The sequence below is a fragment of the Paenibacillus sp. FSL W8-0426 genome (genome assembly GCF_037969725.1).
In the GTDB taxonomy this organism is placed as follows: domain Bacteria; phylum Bacillota; class Bacilli; order Paenibacillales; family Paenibacillaceae; genus Paenibacillus; species Paenibacillus hubeiensis.
Genome location: NZ_CP150203.1, coordinates 4804190 through 4818080 on the forward strand (window position 1 = coordinate 4804190; position 13891 = coordinate 4818080).

Genomic DNA, 13891 nt, shown 5'->3' on the forward strand with positions numbered 1-13891 from the left:
TTCTTCAATTAATCGGCGAAAACCGGCATGGCTTCGGAGGAGAAGTTGATCGTTTCCAGCATTCTCAGCAGGGCACGAATCGTATCCAGCGATGTCATACATACGATGCCATTCTCTACCGCTTCGCGGCGGATGCGGAATCCGTCGCGCTCAGGCGTTTTGCCTTTGGTCAGCGTGTTGAACACAAAGTTCGCTTCGCCGCTGCGGATCATGTCGAGAATGTTCGGCGATCCTTCGCTCAATTTTTTGACGGTCGTAACCGGAATATTCGCCGCTTCAAGCGCAGCGGCAGTCCCTCCGGTAGCAATGATTTTGTAACCGAGGCGGTAGAAGCCGCTCATCAGGGACACCGCTTCGTCCTTGTCTTTGTCCGACACCGTTACAACGATGGCACCGGTCGCCGGGATTTTCATGCCCGCTCCGATCAGTCCTTTGAACAGTGCTTTGGCATATTGCGGATCGCGTCCCATGACTTCGCCCGTCGATTTCATTTCCGGTCCGAGCGTCGGCTCCACGCGGCGCAGTTTCGCAAAGGAGAAGACCGGAACTTTAACCGATACGTGGTCCGACTCAGGCCACAGTCCGTCCTGGTAACCGAGGTCCTTCAATTTCACGCCCAGGATGGCTTGCGTTGCCAGGTTCGCCATCGGAATGTTCGTTACTTTGCTCAAGAAAGGCACGGTACGGGAGGAACGCGGGTTTACCTCGATCACGTATACTTGGCCATCATGGATGACAAACTGAATATTGACCAGACCGACCGTTTTCAGTTCTTTGGCGATTTTGATCGTGATGTCCACGATGCTGGATTTCAGCTCGTCGGACAGATGCTGCGGAGGATATACCGCAATGGAGTCGCCGGAGTGAACGCCTGCGCGCTCGATATGCTCCATGATTCCCGGTACAAGCACCGTTTCTCCGTCGCAAATGGCGTCCACCTCAACCTCTTTGCCCAGCATGTAACGGTCGATCAGCACCGGATGCTCCGGATTGATTTTCACCGCTTGCTCCATGTAAGTCAGCAGTTCCGTATCGGAGTATACGATCTCCATCGCGCGGCCGCCCAGTACATAAGATGGACGCACCAATACCGGATATCCGAGGCCTTTGGCAGCTTCAACGGCTTCACCCACCGAAGTAACCGTCGTTCCTTTAGGCTGGGCAATGTCCAGGCGGGACAAGAGACGCTCGAATTTTTTGCGGTCTTCCGCTTCGTCGATGCTTTCCAGATCCGTTCCAAGGATGGTTACGCCTGCTGCACGCAGCGGTGCCGCCAGGTTGATCGCCGTTTGGCCGCCGAACTGCACGATAACGCCCACCGGCTGCTCCTGCTCGATCACGTTCATGACGTCTTCGAAGAACAGCGGTTCGAAGTAGAGACGGTCGGATGTATTGAAATCCGTCGATACGGTCTCTGGATTGTTATTGATGATGACTGCCTCGTAACCTGCTTTTTGCAGCGCCCATACGGCGTGTACCGTCGAGTAGTCGAATTCGATGCCTTGACCGATCCGGATTGGACCGGAACCGAGCACCACCACTTTTTTCTTGTCCGAAGGCAGCACTTCATTTTCGGTCTCGTACGTGGAGTAGTAGTATGGCGTCGTCGCTTCGAATTCGGCTGCGCAAGTATCTACCATTTTGTAGACCGGACGCAGGTTTTCTTCCAGGCGGCGCGTTCTCACTTCGGATTCAACCGTCAGGGAGCCTCCCGGTTGTCCTTGTGCGCGCAGCTCGGCGATGGCGCGGTCCGTGAAGCCCAGACGTTTCGCTTGATACAATGTTTCCGAAGTCAACTCGGCTTCTTCGCGGATGCGATCCTCGAATTTTACAAGCCCTTCGAGCTTGTCGAGGAACCACCAGTCGATTTTGGTCAGATCTTGCAGCTCCTGCAGGCTGTATCCTCTGCGGAACGCTTCGGCAATGAGGAACATGCGCTCATCGTCGGCTTTGACCAAACGCGTTTGCAACGTTTCGTCGTCCAACGTCTCTGCATCCTTCAAGTAAATGCGGTGCACCCCGATTTCCAGGGAACGGATCGCTTTGTGCATCGACTCTTCAAAAGTCCGGCCGATGGCCATAACTTCACCGGTCGCTTTCATTTGGGTCCCCAGTTTGCGGTTCGCCGAAGTGAATTTATCGAACGGCCAGCGCGGAATTTTGCTGACGATATAGTCCAGCGTCGGCTCGAAGCATGCATAGGTTTGGCCCGTTACCGGGTTAACGATTTCGTCCAGCGTGTATCCAAGGGCGATTTTGGCTGCCATTTTGGCGATTGGATAGCCGGTTGCTTTGGAAGCCAGGGCCGAAGAACGGCTTACCCGCGGGTTAACCTCGATGACATAGTATTGGAAGCTATGCGGATCAAGGGCAAACTGTACGTTACATCCGCCTTCGATGTTCAAGGCACGGATGATTTTCAGGGAAGCGGAACGCAGCATTTGATATTCACGGTCCGACAACGTTTGGCTTGGCGCCACGACGATGCTGTCGCCCGTATGCACGCCTACCGGGTCGAAGTTTTCCATGTTGCAGACCACGATGCAGTTATCGTTGCGGTCGCGCATAACTTCATACTCGACTTCTTTCATGCCGGCGATGCTTTTCTCGACCAGACACTGTCCAATCGGACTGTAGCGCAGACCTGCCGCCACCGTTTCGCGCAATTCTTCTTCCGTGGCACAGATACCGCCGCCCGTTCCGCCCAGCGTATATGCCGGACGCACGATGATCGGATATCCGATTTCGTTGGCAAAGTCGAGCGACTCCTGCAATGTCGTAACGATAGTGCTTTCCGGCACGGGCTGCTCCAGTTCGCGCATCAGATCGCGGAACAGGTCGCGGTCTTCCGCTTTTTCGATGGAAGTCAGCTGCGTGCCGAGCAATTTCACGTTTTCGCGTTCCAGCACTCCTGCGCGCGCCAGCTCAACCGCCATGTTCAGGCCCGTTTGGCCGCCCAGCGTTGGCAGCAATCCGTCGGGACGCTCTTGGCGAATGATTTGCGTAACGAAGTCCAACGTGATTGGCTCGATGTATACTTTATCCGCCATGTTGGTATCCGTCATGATCGTTGCCGGGTTGCTGTTGATGAGTACAACTTCCACGCCTTCTTCTTTCAGCGCCTGGCAAGCCTGCGTGCCGGCATAGTCGAACTCGGCCGCTTGCCCGATGACGATTGGACCGGATCCGATCACCAGAATTTTTTTGAGGTCCTTGTTAAGTGGCATGTTATTGTGCTCCTTTCACTGCGGCTGCCAAAACAGCTTGACGCGGTTTCTGCGGATGGTTGATTTTGTGTTCGCGGATCATTTCAATGAAACGGTCGAACAGATAGCTGTTATCGTAAGGTCCTGGCGCTGCCTCCGGATGGTATTGAACCGAGAACGCCGGGAATGTTTTATGTTTCAGGCCTTCAATCGTTTTGTCATTGTTGTTGATATGTGTCACTTCAAGCTCGGTATTCTTGACGGACTCTTCATTCACGGTATAACCATGGTTCTGGGAGGTGATGAAGCAGCGTCCGCTTTCCAGCTCTTTGACCGGATGGTTTCCGCCGCGGTGGCCGAATTTCAGTTTCTCGGTATCCGCCCCGGCTGCCAGTGCGAAGAGCTGGTGACCCAGGCAGATGCCGAAGATCGGATATTCGCCAAGCAGTTCGCTAATCATTTTCACGGCGTGAGGCACGTCTTTCGGGTCCCCAGGGCCGTTGGAAAGCTGGATGCCGTCCGGATTCAAACGGCGAATCTCGTCTGCAGTCACGTCATGCGGTACAACGACCACATCGCAGTTGCGCTTGCTCAGCTCGCGCAGAATGCCCGTTTTGGCGCCGTAGTCTACCAGCACGATCCGTTCTGCCGTGCCCGGGCTGCTGTAAACATGTTTGGTAGAGGTCATGGGAACTTGGTTACGCAGTTCGGCGATGCTTGTGTCTTTCATCATTTCCAGCAACTCTTCCACAGGCTTCGATCCTGTTGTGAGAATTCCTTTCATCGTGCCTTGGTGGCGAATCCGGCGAGTCAACATGCGTGTATCGATGTCGCTGATGCCTACGATTCCGTACTCTTTCAACAGATCGTCCAGGCTGTATTCCGCGCGCCAGTTGCTAGGCACCGGCTCATGACGGCGCACGACAAAACCGTGCACGAACGGGCGAATCGACTCGAAGTCATCGCGCGTAATGCCGTAGTTTCCGATCAGCGGATATGTCATCGTTACAATTTGACCGCAATACGAAGGATCCGACAGCACCTCTTGGTAGCCTGTAATTCCCGTATTAAAAACGACTTCACCCGTTGTTTCCCCTTCAGCTCCGAACGCTCTTCCGGTGAACAGTGTGCCGTCTTCCAACAATAATCTTGCCTGTGCCTGCATCCCATTTCACTCCTCTTTAGTTATACCGCCGAAATGCATTTCCGTTGAACCAGGTGTTTTGTTTGGTGCGGCTCCGCGGCCAGAAAACCTTCCGATTGCTGTTATCCCCGGATTCCTCTGAATTATTGCTGAATGTTGGAATCCGGTGATAAAGGCAAACGCTTCGCTTCTTCAGGTCTTTTCTGTCCGCTCCGTGCATCCGTCTGAGCACCTGTTTCAAAGCCATGCTTTCGGCTTTTTGTCTCTTATCTATTCGAATCTCGGCTTACATCAGCCTCGATTTGATTTGAGTTACTCAACCGCTTGTTATTGCTGGATTTCGCTGCTCCACACGCTTTTTCCGTCTACCCATGTTTGTACCGGCCAGCCTTTCAGCTTCCAACCCGTAAACGGCGTGTTTCTTCCCTTTGTGGCAAACGTCGCGGGATCTACCGCTTGTTCTTCGCTCAGGTCGATCATCGCGATATCCGCCGGAGCTCCCTCTTCCAGTTTGCCCGTATCCAAGCGGAACACCCGTGCCGGATCGGCCGTCATGCGTTTCACCAGGAAATCGAGGGTCCACAGTCCCGTCTCCACAAACTTGGTGTACAGCAGCGGGAATGCCGTCTCGAATCCAACGATGCCGAACGGTGCAAGCTGCATGCCTTTGGCTTTCTCGTCCTCGCTGTGCGGCGCATGATCCGTGACGATCATGTCGATCGTGCCGTCCAGCAGCCCTTCGATGCATGCTTGCACGTCGCGCGGCGAGCGCAGCGGCGGATTCATTTTCCAGTTCGCGTCCATGCCCGGGATATCTTCGTCCGACAGCACCAGATGGTGCGGGCATACTTCCGCAGTCACGTTAATGCCGATTGACTTCGCCAGGCGAATCAGCCTTACCGATTGCTCTGTGCTGACATGGCAGACATGGTAGTGTACTCCGGTTGCCTCAGCGAGCAAAATATCGCGGCCGACGTGAATGGCTTCCGACTCGTTCGGAATGCCTTTGATGCCGTGGCGTTTCGAGAATTCGCCTTCCGTAACGTATCCGCCCACGACCAGCGAGTCGTCTTCGCAGTGAGCGATGACAGGCATATCCATGCTTGCCGCAAGCGTCATGGCGTCCTTCATCATCTGGGCATTCTGCACGCCTACGCCATCATCGGTAAATCCGATGGCTCCGGCTTCCTTCAGGGCAGCAAAATCGGTAAGCTCGCGGCCGAGCTCGTTTTTGGTGATCGCAGCGTAGGGCAGCACCTTCACCAATCCGGCTTCCTTCGCTTTATCCAACACCAGCTTCACCGTGTCCGGATTATCGGTAACCGGTTTGGTGTTCGGCATACAAGCAATCGTGGTATATCCGCCTTTTGCCGCCGAGCGCGCTCCCGTTTCGATCGTCTCTTTATGTTCGAATCCAGGTTCGCGCAGATGGACGTGCATGTCGATCAGGCCGGGAATGACCAGTTTGCCCGCAGCGTCGGTTACTGCATCTGCTTCGCGTTCCGCCTGCATGATCGCCGCATCTTCAGCATCAGCGATCTTCGCGATTTTTCCTTCTTTAATAATGATGCTTTTCCGTTCCAATTCCCCTTGTTGATTCAACATGCTCGCGTTTTTTATAACTTGCATCATGATATTCCTCCGCTTCGATTCTGCCTCGCTTTTCGGCAAGCGAGGCGAATATTTTATCGTGTACCCTCCCGTTGCTCTCTAAGAACGTCCGTCATCGCCTCCCGGCAATCCCCCTGCCGATGTTACAGCTTCATTGCGCGTTCCATGACCGCCATGCGGATCGGTACGCCATTGGCCATCTGCGGGAAAATCCGCGATGCCTCGCTCTCCACCACCGCATCGTCGATTTCGACGTTCCGGTTTACAGGAGCAGGGTGCATAATGATCGTGCCCGGCTTCAGGCGGGCAGCCCGTTCTTCCGTCAATCCGTAGTGTTCGCGATAATCCTCAGCCGAGGTAATCAGACCATGTTGGTGGCGTTCCAGCTGCACTCGCAGCATCATGACGACATCCGCATCCAGCGCTTCCTCCAGACTTACGTATGGAGCGTGCTCGGCCAGTTCCGGTGCCTGCATCGTTTGCGGAGCGCAGAAGCGCACGTCCGCACCGAATTTTTGCAAAGCCCACAGGTTTGAGCGGGCGACCCGGCTGTGAAGGATATCTCCGATAATCGATACGCGCAAACCTTTCAACTCGCCGAACGTTTTGCGCATCGTGTACAGATCCAGCAGCGCCTGCGTCGGATGTTCGTTGTTTCCGTCTCCGGCATTAACCAGCGGCACATTTACCTTTTGAGCCAGCTGCTGCAGTACGCCAGCCGGTTTCAACCGAATCACGCCTGCGTCGATGCCCATCGATTCCAGCGTTCGTACCGTATCGTAGATCGATTCGCCCTTCTCCACGCTGGATGCCGCTGCGGTGAAGTTCATCACCTGGGCGCCCAAGCGTTTCTCGGCCATTTCGAACGAGAAGCGGGTACGCGTGCTGTTCTCGAAAAACATGTTGGCTACGAATCGGGATTCCAGTACGGGCACCAGTTTGTTCGTCTGCGACTCCCAGTGCGCCGCCCGGTTCAGAATCGACTCGATCTCGCTCCGGTCAAGATCCTTCAGTCCAAGCAAACTCCGGTCCTTCAATGCTGGCTGCGTAATCGTCATGCTTGCTCCCCCCGGTTCTGAATGATTTTGACCTCGTCCTGCCCATCCGTTTCCTTCAACGCCACTTCGATCTCCTCCGATTTGGACGTCGGCACGTTTTTGCCGATGAAATCAGGGCGGATCGGAAGCTCCCGGTGCCCGCGGTCAGCGAGTACGGCCAGCTGGATGTTCTGCGGCCTTCCGCAATCCATCAGGGCGTCCATCGCTGCGCGAATGGTGCGGCCGGTATACAGCACATCGTCGAACAAAATGACCTTTTTGTCATGGATGGACAGAGACTCCGGAATCATCTTCAAGACCTCCTTGCGCTGCGCTCTATTCTCATCCGAGCGGTCATCGCGGTAAGGGGTCACATCCAGTTCTCCCCAGGGGACCTTCGTTCCCTCAATCTCCTCAATCTTGGCAGCAATGCGTTCAGCGAGGTATACCCCGCGAGTCCGAATGCCTACAACTACACAACCTTCGATTCCTTTGTTTTTTTCCAAAATCTCATGGGCAATCCGTGTCAAAGCGCGGCGGATCGCCGTTTCATCCATAATGACATGCGTTTCTGTGCTCATGCGTTCAGCCTCCTCAGGATTTCCCTTCAGATCATGGCCCCGTGACGAGGAGAACAAAAAAGACTCCTTGCCGTGTCGTTGGCAAGGAGTCTCCGAACTTCAGCGCGCGCTGAAGAAAGTTTACTCTCGGGATGCACCGTCCTATTTTGCCGCAGCAAAAAGACGATGTATCGTTCACGTTACCTTGCCAGTCTCACGGGACTGATTTAAAGGTGCTATTCATGTCGTCCATACGGTAAAGCGCCTCACAGTGCACTTTCGTACCGTATGTCCGTCGATCTTCATGAATTATGACAGAAAGGAAACCTCCTGTCAACACCTCACCATCGCAGGCGAAAAGATTCTGCTGCGTTCCCCTTATCATCAGCAATCTGGCTGAATAACATCCGTGCACAGCACATCTCATATCATTAATAATTATACAATAATCCTGCATATTTATCCATAGGAAATGTGGAAAGACTTTCAGGCAAAATAATCCGTTTCCTTTTCTTATTCCTCCTCATCGCAGGCGAAAAAAGAAAAACGGGCAGGATATAGTCGGGTAAGCTGCACGACTCCTTTACTTCTCATGAATGGAATCCGATATAAGAGGGTATGTAAAACATGTAAGTACGCCATGTGCATCATTCCCTTTCAACGCTTCCCGGGTACAATGATGGATGGTACAATCATTCTTCCATCCATTACAGGAACTGCTTCATGTTTGCTGCATACTTACGTTCAGGAGGGCATTATGCGAAATATTTGGCACATTTACAAAACAGACTGGCTTCACATCCTCAAGGTGCCCACCGGCATCTTTCTGATTGTGGCCATCATATTGCTTCCCGGCGTGTACGATTGGGTTAATGTCAAATCCGTCTGGGACCCCTACAGCAATACCCAAGGGATCAAAATCGCCGTTACCTCCGAAGATCAGGGTGCGTCCGTCGCAGGCCAAACGCTCAATATCGGAGACGAGCTCATTTCGAGCCTGAAGCAAAACAAAAAACTCGGGTGGGTATTTGTTGACGAGGAGAAGGCTTCTCACGGCGTACAGACCGGAGAATATTACGCCAGTCTGCTGATTCCCCAAGACTTTTCCGCCAAAATAACCAGCATTGTCGACGGAAAGCTTGAACGCCCGGAGGTCATATATACGGTGAATGAAAAGGTCAACGCCATCGCGCCCAAAATTACAGGTTCAGGCGTGTCGGCAATCACGACTCAAATCAATGAAAATTTCACCGAAGCCGTCAGCGAGGCCGTTCTCACCAAGCTGAAAGAAGCCGGAGTGCAGATCAATGAACAGTTGCCAACGCTGCGAAAAATGGAGAATGGCATTTTTACGCTGGAGAACAACCTCCCGCAAATCGAAAATGCGGGTCAGAAAATTCTCGAAGTGGATCAAGCGATGCCCGAGATCGTGCAGAAGGCGCAGAAAATCGTCGAGCTCCAGCAAAAGCTGCCGGAAATCAACGAGGCTGCGCAATATGTAGTAAAGGTTCAGCAGCATTGGCCTCAAATTCAATCCGCCGCCTCGGAAATTCTGGCCATCCAGGAACGAATTCCCGAGCTTCAAAAAGCCGCTGGCTTCGTGCATGATGTGGACCAGCATTTCGATAAGGTGGGGAGCATCATTCAGACTGCGTTGGAGCAATCGGACAAGGCGCTGAATATCGTAACGACAGCGGAGCAAAATTTGGACAACGTTGCCCAAATTGCAGAAAACGGAAAGGCATTAACGGAAGGAGTCAACCAATTCATCGCTTCAAGCGAAAAAGCAATGAACAGCATTGGCCCGGCCATCAGACAAAACCTGCTGCTGGTGCAGCAGATTAGCGATGCGGCAGGAGATGTGTTCGAGCGCTTGCAAAGCACGGACCTGAGCAAGCTGCCCACGGCCGATGAATTGGATCATCTCGCATCAAGATTGGGGATCGCGCTTAGAATGACGGACAATACGTCCGCACTGCTCAGCAAAATCAATGATTTTCTGCCCTCTCACCCGTTGAGTAACCAGATTTCCAAACTGAACGCGGTATCGGACAAGCTGCAGCTGCAGATTCGTCTGGCCGGAATCGTGAGTGACGCATTGCGGCGCAACGCTACCCCGCCTGCCGACGTCGTCGCCCAATTGCACGAATTATCGAGGGATGTCGGAAACGGCATCGGCGAAGCGTTGAAGGCTTATGACAATGTAATCGCGCCGGCACTGGCCGCCGGGTCGGATCATTTGAGAACGATGTTATCTTCATCCGCGGCTGCCCTTCAAACCGCGCAGGACGCCTTACCAGATGTTGCGGGCATACTTGCAACAGCCAAAGAAGGCATTACGCTTGGCCAGAGTGAATTGAGAAAACTGCAGCAGAATTTGCCGGAAATTCAAGCCAAGGTCCATGAGATCTCACAAACCTTGCAGAGCAAGAGCAATGCATTCATTCGCGCCTTGAATGCGGTGGCCCCGATCATCCGGAATGACTTGCCCAAAGTCAAAGCCAAATTGGATGAAGCTGCCCGCTTTGTGCAAAACGATCTGCCCGAGGCGGAGAAACAAATCGGCAGAGCAGCGGACTTTGTGAAAAACCAGCTGCCCGAAGTACAGACAGGCGTGAAACGCGCCGCCGAACTGGTACGCACCGATCTGCCGGCATTGGAGCATGCCATCAGGCAGGCCGCCGACAAGCTCAGGGAAGTGGAACGGGACAACCATTTTGCGGAGCTGGCCAAATTGCTGCGGGGTGACATTGAAGCAGAGAGCGCCTTTCTTGCGAGCCCGGTCCAAATCAAGGAAAACCAGTTATACCCGATTCCCAACTACGGTTCGGCCATGTCCCCTTTTTACGGCGTATTGTCGTTATGGGTCGGATCTACATTGCTTATTTCGCTGCTGCGGGCGGAAGCCGAAAATCCGGATGGAAAGTTCAGGGGATATCAGCTCTACCTGGGACGTCTGGCGACATTCCTGACGGTAGGTTTGCTTCAAGCCGTTTGCGTCACGCTGGGCGACATCTGGCTGCTCGGCACCTATGTGGCCGATAAATGGTGGTTTGTGCTGTTTGCCATGCTGGTGAGCGCCGTTTTCGTCACGATCACGTATACCTTGTTGTCCGTCTTCGGCAATATCGGGAAAGGCATTGCGATCATTTTCATGGTATTCCAGTTTTCCAGTTCGGGCGGCACGTTCCCGATCAGCATGACCTCTCCGTTCTTTCAGGCCCTCAATCCTTTCATGCCGTTCACGTATGCCATCAGTTTGCTGCGCGAGGCTGTAGGCGGCATTTTGTGGGAGACCGCGTGGAAGGATATTCTGTGGTTATGCATATTCATCGCGATTAGCCTCGTTATCGCTCTGGCGTTGAAGCGGCCGCTAAGCAGCCTGACCCGACGATCTGCGGAGAATGCCAAAAAAACGAAAATCATCGCTTGAGACGATCAAGCAGAACCACAACAAAGACCATAAATCCTTCATGGATTCATGGTCTTTGTTTAATCTATATAAACCGCACTAATCATTCACACTAGAGCACTGCGAGTGCAGTACCATCTTCCGATCGCTGTTATCCCCAGATTTTTTGGATCCCCCTTTCTAAGGGGAAAATCCGGTGATAAATGCGAACGCTTTGCTTCTCCAGATTAGTTCTGCCTCTCCGTTAACGTGTGTTTGTTTTTTGCGGTTTATATAACTTCATTCATTTTTTCACTATTTGTTCGGTGCCGAAATGAATTCGTTCATCGCGGAAGTTGAATCCAGCTGCTCGTAAGATTGCTTAATCGTCGTCAACGTCTCGAAGTGGCGGTACACATTATTGGCGGCCATCACCAGAACGGACACGGCGAGCAAAACGGTAAGCGCGGATTTACCAATGCCAGGACGAAGACCAATGACGAATCCTCCGGCCAACAAGAAAAACGCAAACAGGTAATGCCCTGCATACAGGTACATATCGTATTGGAATACTGCAAGCCCAAAGCCCACTACGATGTGCAGCAAAAATGCAAACAAAACGTACGGAACCAGCGTCCACACTTCTCTCTTCCGAATGCCCGCGATAAAGCCTGCAAGCGCAAGCACCAGAATGAACACGCCGACGAAAAGGGAATACAGAGGCGTTGGTCGGGACAAATCCGATACAAACGCCATCATGCCCGGGTCCAATAAATGAACTTTCGGGGACAGCATCGGGTTGATGGTCAGAAGCCCAAGCGCCTTCCAATGTGCAGCAAACTGGAATGGCGTTGCATAGCTGGTTCCCCCGTTCTGGATACCGAGCAGCCAGTTGCTAACCCAGCTCCGTCCGCCGAATGCCACGTACTGGATGACGGTCAGCGCGGCAATCATGCCGACAGCCAAAACCATGATGCCAACGTATTTTTTGAAGCTCCCTCGATTCCGCCAAGCTCGCATATTAACGAACAAACTGGCCGCAAAAGGAACGATATTGGTGGACGTCAGGCCAAAATTGACGGCAGCCATCGCTGCATTCGCGGTGTAGCTAACCTCTTCCCGCTCTCGAGAATATTGCAAGTAAACTACCGAAATCAAGATGAAAAGCTGCACATACGGATAAGAATCCGGAATCAATGCAGTAAACATGAGGTACGAGCTGAATCCGAACATCAGCGCTACAAGCAGCGGAACCGTTAATTCCTTCCCTTTGCGGGCAAGGAACAAAAACACAAGCATGACGGACAAAGCATTGACAAGCGACTGCAGCACAAGAAAGAATCCATTGCCGCCCAGCAGCGCTGCGCCTCCCCCCAATACAACCGTTAAGTAAGAAATCAACGGATGAATGACGGACGAACTGTTCATGCCGTAATACATGGATGGATCAAAATTGAACAGGTTCAGCGGAAAATCCCTTGTGTTAAACGGGCTCCGATCTCCAAGAAGTCCGGCATTTTCGGCCATATAATTGACGTAAGGAATGTTGATCAGTCCGTAAAAAAGAGCAAAACCAATAAATAACAGAAGCGCTGCACGGTTCGCCCTGCGGTCGGAAAATATGTAATCCAGAAAATTCATTATTTCACATCCTGTTTTTTCGTCTGGTCTTTAAAACACCAAAAAGCACAACCCGCCCATGATGCAAGCGACACCCCCCCAGCGCAGCGGTCCTACATTTTCTTTGAAAACCCATCGGGCAATCAAGAGTGTCCATACATACGTCAGCGCATTAGCCGGAAGAACTACGGTCAGCGGAAGGAAGCGCAGCAGCAAAATGTTAAGCAACGCCCCAACCCCGTAAAATCCAAGTCCTCCTAATACATGCAGCCGTTTGCGACTGTCGGCGTACGCTTTAAGCCCGGCTCCGCCAATCGCTCCGCAAAGCGTCATGACAACAAGCACAACCGCCATCCAGCTATCGTTCCACACTGGTTAACGTCACCCCGATTCCAAGCAGCAGGACGGCAGCAAGTTTCTGCAGCGTAATGTCCTCCCCCAGCAAAAAATGGCCGTACAGCAGTGCGAATACATAACTCGTACACATCAGGGGATAGGCGACCGACAGTTTTTCCAGCGAGAAAGCCTTGATCATCAGCACCGCTCCCAATCCGTAACACGCGAATCCAAACCCAAGGTAGATCCACTCCTCCAGCCCCCACTTCCAGAAGAGCTGGCCCGTTGCCGTCAGGAACGCCGAAAACAGCATGAACATTTTGCCTGTATGGCGTCCTGTCATTTTCCCCATGATAGTTCCTCCATATCTGGCACGCTCCTGTTGATGAAATATCGCCGAGCCACCAAATTCATCACGGGCAGGTCTGAAAGTGAGTCAGAATAGGAGCATGAATGTTCATAATCAATGGTCATCCCTTGTTCCTCCAGATAGGACAGGATACGGCGCACTTTCTCTTCTCCCTTGCAATTGCTTCCCTCGATAGAACATTTGTACCCTGTCCCATCGGGCCGGCGCGCAAGTTCGGTACCGATCACATGATCGACCCAAGATAAGGTCTGAAAATACTTCATGTAGGCATGGGGAGATGCCGTCACGAGCAGCACATGGTACCCTTCTTTCTTGCGCTGCATCATCTCCATATTGGCCTCAGCAAACATCGCTGTGCGGAGCCGACTTTCAAAAAAATGCTCCAGATCAGCCTCGGACATCCGTTCAATTCCTTTAAAATAAGAGCGCTTGACCCGCTCCACTTTCATCAATCCCGCTTTGTAGAGCATGGTATGTAGTCCGATCATCGGAAGCTGCAACGCCAGTGCCGGAAAACGGCGAATGCCATAACTTACAAACTGGAACATGGAATCGCTGCGTATAATCGTTTTATCAATATCGAAAATGGCAATTTTCGTGCTTTTCAAACTCAACC

Annotated in this window: 10 protein-coding genes; 1 reads left to right on the plus strand and 9 read right to left on the minus strand. The window is 52.6% G+C overall.

Annotation, left to right across the window (positions count from 1 at the left end; all coding sequences use genetic code 11):
- Nucleotides 1–8: 8 nt before the first annotated feature.
- The 5 genes from carB to pyrR form a co-directional block, all read right to left on the minus strand.
- Nucleotides 9–3227, minus strand: coding sequence for a carbamoyl-phosphate synthase large subunit (gene carB / locus MKY59_RS21845; RefSeq protein WP_339273829.1), 3219 nt, complete (start codon nt 3225–3227; stop codon nt 9–11).
- 1 nt (nt 3228) lies between these two features.
- On the minus strand, nt 3229–4371 hold the full coding sequence (gene carA / locus MKY59_RS21850; protein ID WP_236416595.1) for a glutamine-hydrolyzing carbamoyl-phosphate synthase small subunit: 1143 nt from the start codon (nt 4369–4371) through the stop codon (nt 3229–3231).
- 306 nt (nt 4372–4677) lie between these two features.
- A complete protein-coding gene (locus MKY59_RS21855) occupies nt 4678–5982 on the minus strand; it encodes a dihydroorotase (RefSeq protein ID WP_339273830.1) in 1305 nt (434 codons plus the stop codon).
- 122 nt (nt 5983–6104) lie between these two features.
- Nucleotides 6105–7019 carry an aspartate carbamoyltransferase catalytic subunit gene (locus MKY59_RS21860; protein ID WP_236416597.1) on the minus strand — a complete coding sequence of 305 codons (915 nt, stop codon included), beginning with the start codon at nt 7017–7019 and terminating at the stop codon, nt 6105–6107.
- Entirely contained in the window at nt 7016–7579 is a 564-nt protein-coding gene (pyrR, locus tag MKY59_RS21865) for a bifunctional pyr operon transcriptional regulator/uracil phosphoribosyltransferase PyrR (RefSeq protein ID WP_339273831.1), read from the minus strand. Before pyrR ends, MKY59_RS21860 begins: the two co-directional genes overlap by 4 nt.
- 736 nt (nt 7580–8315) lie before the next feature.
- Here pyrR and MKY59_RS21870 point away from each other — a divergent pair.
- Nucleotides 8316–10991: a YhgE/Pip domain-containing protein gene (locus MKY59_RS21870; RefSeq protein WP_339273832.1), complete on the plus strand. Its 2676-nt coding sequence runs from the start codon at nt 8316–8318 to the stop codon at nt 10989–10991.
- Between the two features lie 273 nt (nt 10992–11264).
- On the opposite strand, the gene MKY59_RS21875 is transcribed toward MKY59_RS21870, so the two are convergent.
- The 4 genes from MKY59_RS21875 to MKY59_RS21890 are packed head-to-tail and all read right to left on the minus strand — an operon-like array spanning nt 11265 to nt 13889.
- The gene (locus tag MKY59_RS21875; RefSeq protein WP_339273833.1) at nt 11265–12590 is read right to left on the minus strand and encodes a DUF6080 domain-containing protein; all 1326 of its coding nucleotides are present in this window, start codon (nt 12588–12590) and stop codon (nt 11265–11267) included.
- 30 nt (nt 12591–12620) lie between these two features.
- The gene (locus MKY59_RS21880) at nt 12621–12941 is read right to left on the minus strand and encodes a permease (RefSeq protein WP_339273834.1); all 321 of its coding nucleotides are present in this window, start codon (nt 12939–12941) and stop codon (nt 12621–12623) included.
- Complete coding sequence (locus MKY59_RS21885) at nt 12928–13257, minus strand: EamA family transporter (RefSeq protein ID WP_236416602.1); 330 nt, start codon at nt 13255–13257, stop codon at nt 12928–12930. The genes MKY59_RS21880 and MKY59_RS21885 overlap by 14 nt, the downstream gene beginning before the upstream one ends.
- Nucleotides 13245–13889, minus strand: coding sequence for an HAD family hydrolase (locus tag MKY59_RS21890; protein ID WP_339273835.1), 645 nt, complete (start codon nt 13887–13889; stop codon nt 13245–13247). The genes MKY59_RS21885 and MKY59_RS21890 overlap by 13 nt, the downstream gene beginning before the upstream one ends.
- Nucleotides 13890–13891 lie beyond the last annotated feature (2 nt).

Bases quoted from the DNA above. Each gene is read 5' to 3' on its own strand.
- carB (WP_339273829.1), bottom strand. From the start codon at position 3,227: ATGCCACTTAACAAGGACCTCAAAAAAATTCTGGTGATCGGATCCGGT.
- carA (WP_236416595.1), bottom strand. From the start codon at position 4,371: ATGCAGGCACAGGCAAGATTATTGTTGGAAGACGGCACACTGTTCACC.
- MKY59_RS21855 (WP_339273830.1), bottom strand. From the start codon at position 5,982: ATGATGCAAGTTATAAAAAACGCGAGCATGTTGAATCAACAAGGGGAA.
- MKY59_RS21860 (WP_236416597.1), bottom strand. From the start codon at position 7,019: ATGACGATTACGCAGCCAGCATTGAAGGACCGGAGTTTGCTTGGACTG.
- pyrR (WP_339273831.1), bottom strand. From the start codon at position 7,579: ATGAGCACAGAAACGCATGTCATTATGGATGAAACGGCGATCCGCCGC.
- MKY59_RS21870 (WP_339273832.1), top strand. From the start codon at position 8,316: ATGCGAAATATTTGGCACATTTACAAAACAGACTGGCTTCACATCCTC.
- MKY59_RS21875 (WP_339273833.1), bottom strand. From the start codon at position 12,590: ATGAATTTTCTGGATTACATATTTTCCGACCGCAGGGCGAACCGTGCA.
- MKY59_RS21885 (WP_236416602.1), bottom strand. From the start codon at position 13,257: ATGGGGAAAATGACAGGACGCCATACAGGCAAAATGTTCATGCTGTTT.